At 71.0% G+C, this 14,934-nt stretch carries 9 protein-coding genes; 7 read left to right on the top strand and 2 right to left on the bottom strand.

Going from position 1 to position 14,934, the window contains the following annotated elements; all coding sequences use genetic code 11:
* Nucleotides 1-2,474: 2,474 nt before the first annotated feature.
* Nucleotides 2,475-5,066 carry a hypothetical protein gene (locus A6A25_RS00795; protein ID WP_143192900.1) on the top strand — a complete coding sequence of 864 codons (2,592 nt, stop codon included), beginning with the start codon at nt 2,475-2,477 and terminating at the stop codon, nt 5,064-5,066.
* An 86-nt stretch (nt 5,067-5,152) separates the two neighbouring features.
* On the opposite strand, the gene A6A25_RS00790 is transcribed toward A6A25_RS00795, so the two are convergent.
* Nucleotides 5,153-6,811 (bottom strand): WXG100 family type VII secretion target, encoded by a 1,659-nt coding sequence (locus A6A25_RS00790; RefSeq protein ID WP_073885776.1) that lies wholly within the window; start codon nt 6,809-6,811, stop codon nt 5,153-5,155.
* Between the two features lie 17 nt (nt 6,812-6,828).
* Nucleotides 6,829-7,338 carry a YbaB/EbfC family nucleoid-associated protein gene (locus tag A6A25_RS00785; RefSeq protein ID WP_073885775.1) on the bottom strand — a complete coding sequence of 170 codons (510 nt, stop codon included), beginning with the start codon at nt 7,336-7,338 and terminating at the stop codon, nt 6,829-6,831.
* A 372-nt stretch (nt 7,339-7,710) separates the two neighbouring features.
* On the opposite strand from A6A25_RS00785, the gene A6A25_RS00780 reads away from it, so the two are divergent.
* From A6A25_RS00780 to A6A25_RS00755, 6 genes are all read left to right on the top strand, one after another.
* On the top strand, nt 7,711-8,841 hold the full coding sequence (locus A6A25_RS00780) for a BMP family lipoprotein (RefSeq protein ID WP_073885774.1): 1,131 nt from the start codon (nt 7,711-7,713) through the stop codon (nt 8,839-8,841).
* Nucleotides 8,842-9,103: 262 nt separating this feature from the next.
* The gene (locus A6A25_RS00775) at nt 9,104-10,645 is read left to right on the top strand and encodes an ABC transporter ATP-binding protein (RefSeq protein WP_073885773.1); all 1,542 of its coding nucleotides are present in this window, start codon (nt 9,104-9,106) and stop codon (nt 10,643-10,645) included.
* Entirely contained in the window at nt 10,645-11,715 is a 1,071-nt protein-coding gene (locus A6A25_RS00770; protein ID WP_073885772.1) for an ABC transporter permease, read from the top strand. The genes A6A25_RS00775 and A6A25_RS00770 overlap by 1 nt, the downstream gene beginning before the upstream one ends.
* A gap of 73 nt (nt 11,716-11,788) precedes the next feature.
* Nucleotides 11,789-13,054 carry an ABC transporter permease gene (locus tag A6A25_RS00765; RefSeq protein ID WP_083667774.1) on the top strand — a complete coding sequence of 422 codons (1,266 nt, stop codon included), beginning with the start codon at nt 11,789-11,791 and terminating at the stop codon, nt 13,052-13,054.
* Nucleotides 13,047-13,436, top strand: coding sequence for a cytidine deaminase (locus tag A6A25_RS00760; RefSeq protein ID WP_073885770.1), 390 nt, complete (start codon nt 13,047-13,049; stop codon nt 13,434-13,436). Before A6A25_RS00765 ends, A6A25_RS00760 begins: the two co-directional genes overlap by 8 nt.
* Nucleotides 13,433-14,707, top strand: coding sequence for a thymidine phosphorylase (locus A6A25_RS00755; RefSeq protein WP_073885769.1), 1,275 nt, complete (start codon nt 13,433-13,435; stop codon nt 14,705-14,707). The genes A6A25_RS00760 and A6A25_RS00755 overlap by 4 nt, the downstream gene beginning before the upstream one ends.
* Nucleotides 14,708-14,934 lie beyond the last annotated feature (227 nt).

Below are 14,934 nucleotides of genomic sequence, written 5' to 3'. Positions count from 1 at the left end.
CCCGGTCGGTCGTCTTCAACGCCGTGTCCAGCTCCTGCTGGACGGCGAAGTGCTTGGCGAACGTCTGCTGGTCCAGCTGCACGACGAGGTCGGGGTTCACGTTCGGCGTGGTGGTGATGCCGAACTCGCCGAGCTTGCCGGACAGCGCGTCGAAACCGGCCTGCACCTGCCCGATGTCGACCTGGACGCCCGCGATCCGCAGCGGCACGGGGGTGATCTGGGCGGGCAACCTGGTCAGGATGCCGTTCTTCAGGTCCGCGTCCCGGACGTTCGAGTACGGGGCCGCGGGGGTGGCGGGCGCGTTCGCCTGCGTGGCGGACGTGTCGGGTCCGGCCGGTGGTGGCGGCTGCGTGCCGGGCGGCGGTGGGGCTGCCACTTGTTGCGTGGAGGTGGTGGCCGGAGGCGGCGGGGGAGGCGGTGGCACCGCCGCTTGCTGCGTGGAGGCAGTGGCCGGTGGGGGTGGCGGTGGTGCGGGTGGGCCGGCGGGCTGGAGGTCGGCCTCGCTGTCGGCGTCGCTGTCGCTGTCGCTGTCGTTTTCGGCGTCGCTGTTGAAGTCGACTTCGACCTCGACTTCGGCGTCGCTGTCGACTTCGACTTCGACCGTGACTCCACCGTAGGTGACGGCGACGACGGCGGGTCGGGAGTCGATGTCGGGCTGCGTGCCGTGGTCGGGCGGTCGTGGCGGCGGCGTCTGGCGCGGCGAGTCCGGGTCTTGCAGGGTCGCGTGGTCGGCGTCGGGCACCATCACCTGGCTGTTGGTGGTGCGCTCGATCAGCCACAGGTGCCGCGGCTTGATCGACGGGTCGCCGTGCACACCGGTGCCCATGAGCCCGTCGTCGTTCACGACCAGGTTCGACTGGGTGTGGCCGGGCGGCAGCGGTTTGCCGTCGCTGTTGAAGATGCGGGCGTCCGGGCCGGGCGCGTCCTTGTACTCGTCCGGGAGGCCGAAGTAGTGCGCCACCTCGTGGGCGAGCACGTTCGACGAGGTCTGCGTGCCCCAGTTGAGCTGGTCGGCGTTGGTGGAGTTGGTGAGGTCGACCGTGGTGTGCGCGTCGGCGGGGTCGGTGACGAACTCGACCCTGGCGTGGAACTGGTCCCCGGACGGCAGCCGGTAGCCCTGGTTGAGCAACCGGTCGACACCCTCGACGGTCTTCTGCTGCACGGCGGCGACGTCGGCGGGCGTGAGGTTGGTGTCGGGGTTGAGGTGCACCTTGAGGGTGTATTCCTTCACCCAACTCCCGGGCGCCACCTCCATCCGGCGCACGTCGTGCTTGATGATGCCGGTCAGGGAGTCGAGGTTGTTCGCGGTGCTCGACCGCTGCACGTCGGCGCCCTCGGTGTCCACCGTGCGCACGGGCGCCTTGTCCCGCACCGGGTCCCACAGCGCCGGTGGCTGCGGGTTCTGCGGGGCGAACCAGTCCGCGGTGCGCGCGGTGTCGTGCCGCCAGGACTCGTCGGCGATGACGTCGTTGCCCCTGGCCTGCGGCGGCGGGGTGGGGTCGCCGGTCGCGGCGGTGTCGGTGGTGGGCGGGGCGGGGCGCGTTCCGGGGTTGCCTTCGTCGGCCCTGAAGTAGCTGTCGAGCATGGACTGGAAGGTGGCTTCCGCGCTGGTCCGCGGGGCGGCGTCCAGTTCGTTGTTGAGGGCGTCGACGTTGTCCTGGTAGCGGTTGCTGCCGTTTTCGTACTGGATGTACTGGATGTGCGGGTTCGGTTGGCCCGCGTCTTGCGCCTTGCGCTCGGCGAGGGCGTCGGTGATCTCGCGGGCCAGCAGTTCGGTCATCGCCTCGTCGGGGTTGATGCCCGGGTTGAACACACCTCCCTCCGAGTGCCGGTGCGCGAAGGTCCGGTCGCTGCCGATCGAGCTCGCGTGCATGAACTCGTGGGTCAGCAGGTGCTGGATGGCGTCGGCCTTGTGGTCGGGGTTCGTGGCCATGCCGTCGAGGTGGCCGGTGTTGAGCAGCACCCGGCCGTTGATGGACCGCGCCGGGTTGGAGCGGGTGTTGTCGACGAGTTCGGTCCGCTGGTTGTCGACCATGGTGGCGACCCGGTCGGGGCGGGCACCGGGTTTGGGGTCGACCTTGGCCGTGGCGACCTGGTTGAGCAGCGTGTCGAGGCGGGTCTGCGCCGCGGGGTCGTTGTTGGCGAGATTGCCCATGAAATCAGGGGACAGGATCTCGTTGAGGACGCTCTGCGGGTTGTCGATGCCGTGCTGCCTGAGCTGCGCGGGCGTGAGCTCGGAATCGTTGTTCAGGACCGCGTCGAGTTCCATCTGCACGGCGAAGTGCTTGGCGAAGGTCTGCTCGTCGAGCTGCACGACCAACGTGGAGTCCACGTTGGGGACCTTGGTGATGCCGTGGTTGTCCCGCAGGGTGTCGAACAACGCGTCGAAGCCGGCCTTGACCTGCCCGATGTCGACCTGCGTGCCCGCGATGTCCATCATCTTCGAGGGCAGCGGCTCCGGCAGCCTGCTCAGGATGCCGTCCTTGAGGGCGGTGTCGCGCTGGGTCGAGTACGGCGGCTGTGCCGGGGCGGTGGCCGCGCTCGTCTCCGCGTCGGACTGCGGCGTCACCGGGATCCCGACCACCACCGCCGCCGGCGTTGCCTGCGCGTCGGATCCCGGCGGCGGGGGTGCGGCCGGGTTCGACGACCCGGGCAGGGGCGGTGCCGGTGGTGGTGCGGTGTGGTTTCCGGCGCCGGGTGGCGGTGGTGGCGGGGGTGGCGGGGCCTGGTTGGTGAACCCGGGTAGGGGCGGTGCTGGTGGTGGTGCGGTGTGGTTTCCGGCGCCGGGCAGCGGCGGGGGTGGTGGCGGGGGTGGCGGGGTCTGGTTCGCGGACCCCGGCAGTGGGGCGGGCGGGTTGGCCTGCTGCCCGGGCGGTGGCGGGGCGACCGGCGGGGTGGGGTTCGGCGGCGCCGGTCGGGTGGCCGGCTGGTTGGTGTTGCTCGGCGGTGCGGGGTCGGCGATCGGCGGCGCGGGCCGGGTGTTCGCCGGGGCAGGCGAGGGTTGGGTGGCCGTCGCCGGAGGTGCGGTGGCGGCCGGAGGCGCGGTGTTGGTGGGTGTGGTGTTGGTCGCCGGGGGCGGGGCCACCGGCGGTGGGGTGACCGATGGCGCGGCGGGTGGTGCGGTGACCGGTGGCGTGGTGTTGGTCGGCGGCGCGGTGATCGTGGGCGGCGCCGGGCGGGTGGTTGGTGGAGTCGCGGTGTTGCTCGGTGGCGTGGTGTTCGCCGGAGCGGGTGGGGGTGGGGTGACCGATGGCGCGGCGGCGGCCGGCGGGGTGACCGTCTTGGGTGCGGTGACGTCGGTGGGAGGCGTGCTGATCGGGCTCGGCGCCGGCGGTGCGCTGATCGTCGGCTTCGGCGCCGGGGGCGGCGTCGAGGGCGAGGTGGCCGGTGCCTTGTTGATGGTGCCGTCGGTCGGTGGCTTGGGCGCGTCGAACACGCCCTTGTCCGCCCCGCCGGTGAACTTGCTCGAACGGTCCGTCGACGGGTTCGCGGCCGGAGGGGCCACAGGCGGCGGCGTGGCCACCGGGGGTGCGGCCGGTGCGCTCACCGGGGGCGCGCTTACGGGCGGCTTCGGGTTGGTCGAGGGCGGAGCGGTGGTGGTGTTCGGGGCGCTGCTCGTCGGGCTGCCGGGCGGAGGGGTGCTGACCGGCGGCGTGCTGACGGGTGTGCTGATGGTCGGCTTCGGCGCCGGGGGTGGCGTAGAGGGTGAGGTGACGGGTGCTTTGTTGATGGTGCCGTCGGTCGGTGGTTTGGGTGCGTCGAAGACGCCTTTGCCCGGTCCGCCGGTGTACTTGCTCGAACGGTCGGTGCCGCCGGCAGCGCCGGGTGCGGCGCCCGGAGCCATCGGCGCGCCGCCGGCCATCGGCGGGGACGACACCGTCGGCGAGCCGGGCAGCCCGCCACCGATGGGGCGGGACGCGGTGTTCCCGCCCGGCGCGGTGACACCGGCCACCGGGACGTTGCCCGGCGTGGGAACGCCCTTCACCGCCGGTCCGCCGGGCGAGCCCGGGGAGCCGCCGGGGGAAGCAGGGGACTTGGACCCAACCGACGCCGGGCCGGGCGTGCCGGGCAGGCCGGTGATCGGCGAGACCGGTGCACCACCGGGAGTCTTGACCCCGCCGGAACCGACCGGTCCCGGCGCACCGGGCACGCTCCTGATCGGCGAAGCGGCAGGCCCGCCGGTGGTCTTGGGGCTGCTGGGATTGGGCCCGGAAGCACCGGGAACGGTGCTGATCGGCGGCACCGCCGGCCCGCCGGGCGCCTTGACGCCGCCGGAACCGGCAGGCCCCGTAGCACCCGGCACGTTCGTGATCGGCGAGACCGGTGCACCGCCGGGCGCCTTGACCCCGCCGGTGCCGTTGGGTCCAGTGGCGCCCGGCACGTTGGTGATCGGTGTGACAGCCGGCCCACCGGGCGCCTTGATCCCGCCGGAACCGGCAGGCCCCGTCGCACCCGGCACGTTCTTGATCGGCGCGACAGCGGGACCACCGGGCGCCTTCGGCCCGCCGGTGCCGTTGGGCCCGGTAGCGCCGGGCACGTTCTTCACCGGCGTCACCGAGGGCCCACCCGGACCCTTGGGCCCGCCGGTCCCGTTCGGTCCGGTCGCACCCGGCACGTTCGTGATCGGCGCGACGGAAGGCCCGCCAGGCCCCCTCGTGCCGATCGGACCGCCGCCCGGCGAACCCGGTGGCCGCTGGGCGTTCGAGTTCGGGTCGATCTTGGTGAACTGGTCGCGGCTGAACTGGTCGTTCTGCACGTGCGTCTGGACGGTGGCCTTCAACCCCGACTGCACGTTGCCCATGGCGGTCGACGCCTTGTTCGCCTGCTCGACCGAGGCGTCGTTGGAGCTGTTCAACGCGGGCACGGCGACGATCCCGATCGGACCGAGCGCGTTCGGCCCGAGCTTGAGCCCCTGCAACCCGCCGGAGATCGCCGCCAGGCGGGACTGCAGGTCACCGGCCCGCTTCTGCAGTCCCTCCATCGAGTTCGGGTCCATGCCGAAGCCGGAGTTGCCGGTCGGCCCGCCCGGCGGCCGCGGCGGGGGTGGCGGCGGTGGCGTCGACTGACTGCCCCCCGAGGAGTTCGGGTCCGAGTTCGTGTCGACGCCGCCGCCACCACCGCGTGCCATGGCCGGTCCTCCGGTGTTCTTCTACTAGACCTGGACGGAACTGCTGGACGTACCGCCCTGGGCGGGCTGCGAGTACTGCGACTGGTACGACTCGTAGCTCGACTGCGCGGCCTCGCCCGCCGACTTGGCCTCGGTCTGCGCCTGTTCGAGGGTCGTGCCCGCCTGCTCGGCCTTGCGCGAGGCTTCCTCGGCGGCCCTGATGTCGGCCTCGTTGCCGGACGCGAACGCCCTGGCGTTGGCCTCGGCCGCCGCCGCGTTGGCCGCCGCGAAGTCCGCGTTCGCCCGCTCGTACTCGGCGTTCGCCGCCTTCGCCGCGTCGTTCTTGGCGGTCATGTCGTTCTCGGCGGCCGTGCGCCCCGGGTCGTCCTGGCCCGGGTTGTTCTTCTTGTACTCCTCGTACGCGGCCTTCGCGGCGTCGTCGGCGGGCTTGGCCGCGTCCAACGCCTCGGTGCTGGCCTTGGCCGCGTCGGCGACGTCCCGGCTCTCCCTCGCGGCGGTCTCGGCGGCCCGCGCGGCCTCCGACCGCAGCGAGTCGGCCTCGCTCTTGGCCGTCTCGTACCTCGCCATCGCGGCGTCGTACCCGGCCTGGTCGCCACGCGCGGCGGCGGCGTTGGCCTCCGCGATGGCCGACTCGACCTTGCCGTTCGCGGCGGCGGCCTTCTCCGAGGCGGCGTTGAGCGCCTCGTTGGCCTTCTTGGCCTCCTCGGCGGCCTTCGCCTCCGCCTCCTTGGCCTGCTCGTACTTCTGGTTGGCCTGCTCGGCCTTGTCGTTGGCCGCGGTGACCTTGTCGTTCTGCGCGTCCTGCGCCAGCGCCTTGTCGATCTCGCGGTCGACGCCCTTCTGCGCCTTCCACGACTCGTAGCCGACCTCGGCCACGTCGGCGATGTTCTCGAACCGGTTCCAGCCCTTGCCGACGTTCTCGGTGATCTCGTCGAGGTTCTTGATCCGGCCCATCTGCCTGGCCAGCGCCGCGGTCAGGCGGGCGATCCGGGACGCGATGTTCACGCCGAGCGCCACGGCCTTGCCGACCGCGAAGCCGATGTAGCCCGCGATGGACGCGCCGAACGTGATCACGGCGGTGGCGGCGGCGATCAGCGCGCCCGCCAGCAGCGAACCGAGCAGCTGGGCGATCAGGTCGCGGACGATGTCGCGCAGCACCGACACCAGCACGCCGCAGATCGCGACGATCTTGGCCTTCTGCTCGACGGCGTTGGCCAGGGCGTCCAGCTCCTGGCCCATCGACTCCATGTTCTTCTGGAACGCCTCCGACGACGCGCCGGTCCACCCGTCGAACGTGGCCAGCTCGCGGCGGTGGTCCTCGGCCAGCACGCGCAGCTCGGCGGCCTGCTTCTTGGTCGCCTCGACGTTGGCCTGGATCTCCTCGGGGTCGCCCATCAGCTGGTCGAGCGGTTCCTTGAGGAACGACACGTGCTCGATCAACCAGCCGATGCCCGCGCCGAGGATCGTGCCGAACGGGTCGACCGCGAGCATGGCCATGGACGACGCCGTGCCGATCGCGGCGAACGTGATGTCCAGCGCCTTCTCGGTCTCGGTCTCCGCGTCCTTGCCGATCGTGGTGATCATCTCGTCCCAGGCCGAGATGAACAGGGAGCCCTTGAACTTGTTTTCCTCGGTGATCTCGAAGCCCGGTGGCGCGTCGATCGGGGTGTCGGGGGCGGTCATCGTTCAGGGTCTCCTCGTCACCAGGGCTGGTTGTTGTCGTCCTCGTCGTCGCCGGGACGCGTGGCGCGCGCCGGTCGCGACGGCATCTGCATCTGCCTGCTCTGCGGGGCCGCGGGCGGCGGCGTCGGCGGCACGTACGCGGGCTCGGGTTCCGGCTCCGCGTAGTCGCGCTCGTCGTCCTCCTCCACCTCGTCGTCCGGGATGGCGTCGCTGACCATCCGCAGCGCCTCGGTGCCCTCGCCGAGCGGCTCGAACGCCGCCATCACCCGCTGCGCCGCCTGCTTCTGCGCGACCTTGGCCGTCTGCATGATCACGGCGGTGAGCCGGGTGGAGCCGAGCTCGGTGGCCCGGTGGCCGAGCTGGATGTTCAGCAGGCCGCCGTTCGGGCCGACCGTGATCGTCACCGCGCCGTCCGGGCTCGATGCCGTGGCCTGCGAGTTCTCGACGTTCTCCTGGAGGTCGGCCGACTTCCGCTGGAGATCGGCCAGCTTTGCCTCGAAGTTGTCGAGCCACTGCTGGGGGTCCAAGGCAACCTCCTAGGGGGGATATCGGTGCAGGCTGGAGTGCACCTGAGGTCGCCAACGCCGCCCCAACGCCCCACCAACGGGTCAACGCTGCGGGCCCCCGAACCTGATCGGCCCTCGTGATGCCGCCCGGCGACTTCACCCGGTCCACGTATTGACGGTGAGTAACCGGCTACGACGGCGGGAAGTCACCGGATCACTACGAGTGGCGGAGTCGCCCGATGGCACCAACGATTAGGTCACGTGCGGACCGGTACGTGCGCGGGTGTCATTACTACGGGGTACGGTTCGCCACTCGGAAGCCCCGACGGCCCGGCCGTCGGGATTTGTCTGCTCCTAGCCGAGCAGGGAGGGAGACGAGCCGTGCGTCGTCGAATGCGTGGCCTCGCGGTGGCCGCGATCGCGCTGACCAGCGTTCTCACGATGGCCGCGTGTGCCAAGGACACCGGTGGGAACAACACCGGGTCCGGGTCCACCAACACCGCCGAGGGCTGCAAGCTGGCTGACAAGCCGCCGGCCGCCAGCGCGACGTCCAGCGCCGCCGCGTCGAGCGAGAAGGTCGACGGCAGCGCGCTGAAGGTGGGCCTGGCCTACGACATCGGCGGTCGTGGCGACGCGTCGTTCAACGACTCCGCCGCGGCGGGCCTGGACAAGGCGAAGGCCGACTTCGGCATCGCCGAGGTCAAGGAGCTGACCGCCGCGCCGAACGAGCCGGAGGACGCCAAGCAGACCCGGCTGCGCCAGCTCGCGAGCGAGGGCTTCAACCCGATCATCGGTGTCGGCTTCGCCTACGCCGAGTCGCTGAAGGTCGTCGCGCCGGAGTTCCCGAACGTCAAGTTCGCCATCGTCGACGGCGCGGTCGAGGGCGCGGCGAACGTCACGCCGCTGCTGTTCGCCGAGGAGCAGGGCTCGTTCCTGGCCGGCGTCATCGCCGCCTACAAGTCGAAGGCCTGCCACATCGGCTTCGTCGGCGGTGTGGAGATCCCGCTGATCCAGAAGTTCGACGCGGGCTTCGCCCAGGGCGCCAAGACCGCCGCGCCGGACATCAAGATCGAGAAGAAGTACCTGACCCCGGCGGGCGACTTCACCGGTTTCCAGGACCCGACCAAGGGCCAGGAGGCCGCGACCGGCCAGATCGAGGCCGGCGCCGACGTGCTCTACCACGCCGCGGGCGCCTCGGGTAAGGGCGTGTTCTCGGCCGCGAAGGCGGGCAACGCGCTGGCCATCGGCGTCGACTCCGACCAGTACAACCAGAAGACGGTCGAGGAGTCCAAGGACGTCATCGTCTCGTCCATGCTCAAGCGCGTCGACGTCGCCGTGTACGACTTCGTCAAGGCGGTCGCGAAGAACGACCTGGCGAGCCTGCCGAAGGTGTTCGACCTGTCCGTGGACGGCGTCGGCTACTCGACCTCGGGCGGCAAGATCGACGACAACCTGAAGGCCGTCCTCGAGGGCTACAAGGCCCAGATCATCGCGGGCCAGATCGACATCAAGTCCACGCCGTAACCCCATCCGGCCTCCGGCGCACTGGGCCCTGCGAGCACCCTCGCGGGGCCTAGCGCCGCGACCGGCAGCCTCCACCGCGTCTTCCGGCGTTCAGCAGGGCGCCTCGCGGCACCGGCCCCACGCCCCCATCCGGCCAGGATGAGGACGTGGGGCCGGCACCCCGATCCACCCGTCTGACCGTCGGAACACGGGGCAGAGGCTGCCGGTCGCGGCACTCGTGCGTGGTAGCCCCGGCGCTGCCGGAGATCACACGGAGCTTCCATTGAGCACTACGACCCCTGCCGTCGTCCTGTCGGGCATCACCAAGCGCTTCCCGGGTGTCGTCGCCAACAGCGACGTGCACCTGAGCGTGCAGGTCGGCGAGGTGCACGCGCTGTGCGGTGAGAACGGCGCGGGCAAGTCCACCCTGATGAAGATCCTGTACGGGATGCAGCAGCCCGACGAGGGCACCATCGAGGTGGCCGGTGAGCAGGTCCGGTTCCGCACGCCCGCCGACGCGATCAAGGCCGGCATCGGCATGGTGCACCAGCACTTCATGCTCGCCGACAACCTGACCGTGCAGGAGAACGTCGTGCTCGGCGCGGAGTCGCGGCACGGCATCGGCGGCAAGGCGCGCAAGCGCATCCTGGAACTGGCCGAAGCGACCGGCCTGACCGTCGACCCCGGTGTGCTCGTCGAACGCCTCGGCGTGGCCGACCGGCAGCGGGTCGAGATCCTCAAGGTGCTCTACCGGGGCGCCAAGGTGATCATCCTGGACGAGCCGACCGCCGTGCTCGTGCCGCAGGAGGTGGACGAGCTGTTCGCCACCCTGCGCGGCATGAAGGAGCAGGGCTTCACGTTCCTGTTCATCTCGCACAAGCTCGACGAGGTCCGGGCGATCGCCGACTCCGTCACGATCATCCGCCGCGGCACCACGGTCGGCACCGCCGACCCGAAGGCGGTCAGCTCCCGCCAGCTGGCCGAGATGATGGTCGGCAGCGAGCTGCCCAGCCCGGAGACCCGCGAGTCCACCGTCACCGACCGCGTCGTGCTCAAGGTGGAGAGCCTGGGCCTGGTCGCGGCGGAGGGCACCCGGCCCGTGCTCGACAACATCGACCTGGTCGTGCGCGCGGGCGAGGTCGTCGGCATCGCGGGCGTCGAGGGCAACGGGCAGACCGAGCTGGTCGAGACGATCATGGGCATGCGCAAGGCGCACCACGGTCGCGTGCTGCTAGGCGACCGTGACCTGACCAAGCTGGGCACGCTGGCCCGCCGGGAAGCGGGCATCGGCTACATCCCCGAGGACCGGCACCGCCAAGGCCTGCTGCTCACGCAGCCGCTGTGGGCCAACCGCATCCTCGGCTACCAGACCCGCCGTCCCGTGTCGAAGGGCCAGTGGCTCGACCTCGCGGGCGCGAAGCAGGACACCAAGCGCATCGTCGAGGACTTCGACGTGCGCACACCGGGCATCGACGTGGCCGCCGTCGCGCTGTCCGGCGGCAACCAGCAGAAGCTCGTGGTCGGCCGCGAGCTGTCCGGCGACCCCGTGCTGCTCATCGCGTCGCACCCGACGCGCGGCGTGGACGTCGGCGCCCAGGCGCTGATCTGGGACGAGATCCGCAACGCCCGCGCCCGCGGCCTGGCCGTGCTGCTGATCTCGGCGGACCTGGACGAGCTGATCGGCCTGTCCGACACCATCCGGGTGATGCTGCGCGGCCGGCTGGTCGCGGACGCCGACCCGGCCACGGTCACCCCGGAAGACCTCGGCAGTGCGATGACGGGCGCCACGAGCGCCGAGCAGGCGTCGGAATCGGAAGGCGAGTAATGGGAATCTTGCGCGGCAAACTGCTGCCGCCCGTGCTGGCGATCCTGTTCTCCGCCCTGCTGTGCGGTATCGCGCTGGTGGTGTCCGGCGCGAACCCGCTGCAGGCGTTCGGGGTGATGTTCGCGCAGGTCGGTGAGGGCACCACCGCGGTGGACATCATCAACAGCACCGGCACCTACTACATCGCGGCGCTGGCGGTGGCGATCGGGTTCCAGATGAACCTGTTCAACATCGGCGTCGAGGGCCAGTACCGGGTCGCGGCGGTCGTCGCGGCGGTGGTCGGCGGCTCGATCGCGCTGCCACCCGGCATCCACGCCCTGGTGATCATCCTGACCGCCGCCGTCGCGGGCGCGCTGTGGGCCGCGATCCCGGCGATCCTGAAGGTGACGCGCGGCGTCAACGAGGTCATCTCCACGATCATGATGAACGGCCTGGCGCTCGGCCTGGCCGCGTACCTGATCGGCGCGGACGTGTTCGGCGAGCTGCGCGGCAATAACATCCGCACCCCGGAGATCCCGGAGAGCGGCTGGGTGCCCGGCATCTCGTTCGGCTCGTCCGGCACGGTGTTCGGCCTGGTGTTCCTGGCCGCGCTGCTGGGCATCGGCTACTGGGTGATGATGAACCGCACCCGGTTCGGCTTCGAGCTGCGGGCGTCCGGCGAGTCGTCCACGGCCGCCGCCGCGGGTGGTGTGAACGCCAAGAAGATGGTCCTGATCGCGATGCTGCTCTCCGGCGCCATCGCGGGCCTGGTCTCCATGCCGGAGATCCTGGGCCGCGACCACACCTACAACCTGAACTTCCCGGCGGGCATCGGGTTCTCCGGCATCGCGATCGCGCTGCTCGGGCGCAACCACCCGGGCGGCATCGCGTTCGGCGCGCTGCTGTGGGCGTTCTTGGACAAGTCGGGTCTCGCGCTGGACAACGTCGGCGTGTCACGGGAGATCGTGACGATCATGCAGGGCGCGATCGTGCTGTCGGTCGTCGTGGCCTACGAGGTGGTCCGCCGGTTCGAACTGGCCGCTCAACAGCGGCAGGTCGGCCGGCAGCTCGGAACGGTGGATGCGGCATGAGCGAGCTTGCGAGCGAATCATTCAACACTGCGTACCGTGCTCTGTCGCCGACGAGCTCTAGCGAGGAGGCGGCATGAGTACTTCCTTGATGAACCCTTCCGAGGCTCCCGCCACCGTTCCGCCGCCGCGCAAGGCGCGTCGGATCCCCGGCTGGGCCATCGGCGCCTTGGGCGTGGCCGGCGCGGTCGTGCTGCTGTCGACCACGTCCTACCTGACCGACGTGCCGCAGTTGACGTCCACCGGCACCATCCAGACCGCCGTGCGGCTCGCGTTGCCGATCCTCCTGGCCGCTCTCGGTGGCCTCTGGGCGGAACGCGCGGGCGTGGTGAACATCGGCCTCGAAGGCATGATGATCATGGGCACGTGGGGTGCGGCCTGGGCCGGCTACCAGTGGGGCCCGTGGGCGGCGCTGGTCGCGGCGGCCGTGTTCGGCGCCCTGGGCGGCCTCCTGCACGCCATCGCCACGGTGACGTTCGGCGTGAACCACATCGTGTCCGGCGTCGCGATCAACCTGCTCGGCGCCGGTCTGACCAAGTACCTGTCCACGCTGATCTTCTTCCCCCTGTCGAACAACCCCCGCGAATCACCCGCGGTGCCGAAGTTCGACACCTACTCGGCCTCCGGCCTGTCCGACTGGCTGGGCGAACTCGAAGCACAGCAACGAGTGGGCCTGTCCGACGTCGCCGGCATCCTGCGCGGCCTGGTCACCGGCGTCTCCCCGCTCACCATGCTCGCGATCCTGCTGGTGATCGGCAGCTACCTGGTGCTCTGGCGGACCCGGTTCGGCCTGCGCCTGCGGTCGTGCGGCGAGAACCCGGTCGCCGCGGAGTCCCTCGGCGTCAACGTCTACTGGTACAAGTACGTCGCCGTGATCGGCTCCGGCGCGCTGGCCGGCATCGGCGGCGCGGCCCTCGTGCTCAACCCCGGCCAGCCCGGCTACCTGGAAGGCCAGACCAACGGCCGCGGCTTCATCGGCCTCGCCGCCATGATCTTCGGCAACTGGCGCCCCGGCGGCCTCCTGGGCGGCGCGGCCCTGTTCGGCTACGCCGACGGCCTGCAACTGCGCTCGGGCGGCAAGACGTTCCTCGCCCTGGTCTACGGCGCCGTCCTGCTGCTCGTGGTCATCGTGATCTGGCAGCTCATCCGCCGCCGCTGGTTCGCCGCCGCGTTCGGCATCCTGGCCGCCGGCCTGCTGTACGCGGTGTACTACTCGGTGGACGAGGTGCCCAGCGAGCTGACCACCTACGCGCCGCACCTGGTCACCCTGATCGTCCTCGCGGTCGCCTCCCAGCGATTGCGCATGCCCGCGGCGGACGGCGTGGTGTACCGCCGTGGTTGACGTCGACTGGGACCTGCTGCGGACCCGCGCCGTCGAGGCCGCCCAGTCCGCCTACTGCCCCTACTCGGGACTCCGGGTAGGGGCGGCGGCCCTGTGCGACGACGGCCGGATCGTCGTCGGCTGCAACGTGGAGAACGCCGCCTACGGCGTCGGCCTGTGCGCCGAGTGCACGCTCGCCGGCCAGTTCGTGCTCACCGGCGGCGGCAGGCTCGTCGCCCTGGCCTGCCGCAGCGGCGCGGGTGAGCTGCTGATGCCGTGCGGCCGGTGCCGCCAGGTGATCTACGAACTCGGCGGCGCACCGTGCCTGATCGACACCCCGTCCGGCATCCTGCCGATGAGCAGGGTCCTGCCGGACGCCTTCGGTCCGGAGGACCTGCCATGACCCACACCGCAGTGGACGTGATCCAGGCCAAGCGCGACGGCCACCGCCTGACCGACGACCAGATCGACTGGGTCGTCGACGCCTACACCAACGGCGTCGTGGCCGACGAGCAGATGTCGGCGCTCGCCATGGCCATCTTCCTCAACGGCATGGACTCCACCGAGACCGCGCGTTGGACCAGGGCCATGGTCGACTCCGGCGAGAAGCTGACCCTGGACGTCGGCCGCCCCACCGTCGACAAGCACTCCACCGGCGGCGTCGGCGACAAGATCACCCTGCCCCTCGCACCCCTCGTCGCCGCCTGCGGTGCCGCCGTACCCCAGCTCTCGGGCCGGGGCCTCGGTCACACCGGCGGCACCCTGGACAAGCTGGAGTCCATCCCCGGCTGGCGCGCCCAGCTCTCGGTGGACGAGGTTGTGGCCCAACTGCGCTCGGTGGGTGCGGTCATCTGCGCTGCCACCACCGGCCTCGCCCCCGCCGACAAGAAGCTCTACGCGCTGCGCGACGTGACCGCCACCGTCGAGTCGATCCCGCTGATCGCCTCGTCGATCATGTCCAAGAAGATCGCCGAGGGCGCCGAAGCCCTGGTCCTGGACGTCAAGTTCGGCTCGGGCGCGTTCATGAAGTCCCCGGATCAAGCCCGCGCCCTGGCCACCGCCCTGGTCTCCATCGGCACCGACCACGGCCTCCGCGTCTCGGCACTGCTCACCGACATGTCCGTCCCCTTGGGCAACGCGGTGGGCAACGCCGTCGAGGTCGCCGAATCCGTCGAAGTCCTCCGCGGCGGCGGCCCGCGGGACGTCATCGACCTGACCATCGCCCTGGCCGACGAAATGCTGTCCCGCGCGGGCATCACCGCATCCCCCCGCGACGTCCTCGCCTCCGGCGAAGCCTACGAAACCTGGGCCAGGATGATCCGCGCCCAAGGCGGCGACCCGGACGCCCCCCTCCCCACCGCCAAGCACAAACACCTCGTCACCGCCCCCGCCGACGGCTACCTGACGACCCTCGACGCCTACGCCGTGGGCGTCGCCGCCTGGCGCCTGGGCGCCGGCCGCGCCCGCAAGGAAGACCCGGTCCAACCGGCCGCCGGCATCCTCTGCCTGGCCAAACCGGGCGACCGGCTCACCAAGGACCAACCCCTCCTCGAACTGCACACCGACACTCCCGACGCCATCCCCGCAGCCCTGCAATCCCTCACCAACGGCTACGAAATCGGCGACACCCCACCCCCGACCACCCCACTGATCCTCGACACCATCCGCGGCTGACCCCGACTTCTGTCGGACCCCCTCGGTAAAATCACGACAAGGGATCCCCTTGCCGGGGACCCCTGCGCAGCACGACCCGCCGCGGCCTCCCTCTCCTCCACTGGCACGCACGCCCTTCCTCACAAAGGAGGGCTTCGTGTCATCCCGCCGACCTGGCTTTGCCCTACCGCACGTGTCAAGGGGAGCGCGTCCAGCTCTGCCTGCTACTTCACCGTGGCCTCGCGCTC

The sequence above is a fragment of the Saccharothrix sp. CB00851 genome, assembly GCF_001905065.1.
In the GTDB taxonomy this organism is placed as follows: Bacteria; Actinomycetota; Actinomycetes; order Mycobacteriales; family Pseudonocardiaceae; genus Actinosynnema.
Note: the sequence above shows the minus strand (reverse complement) of the source record. Positions and strands in the feature narration are given on the sequence as shown.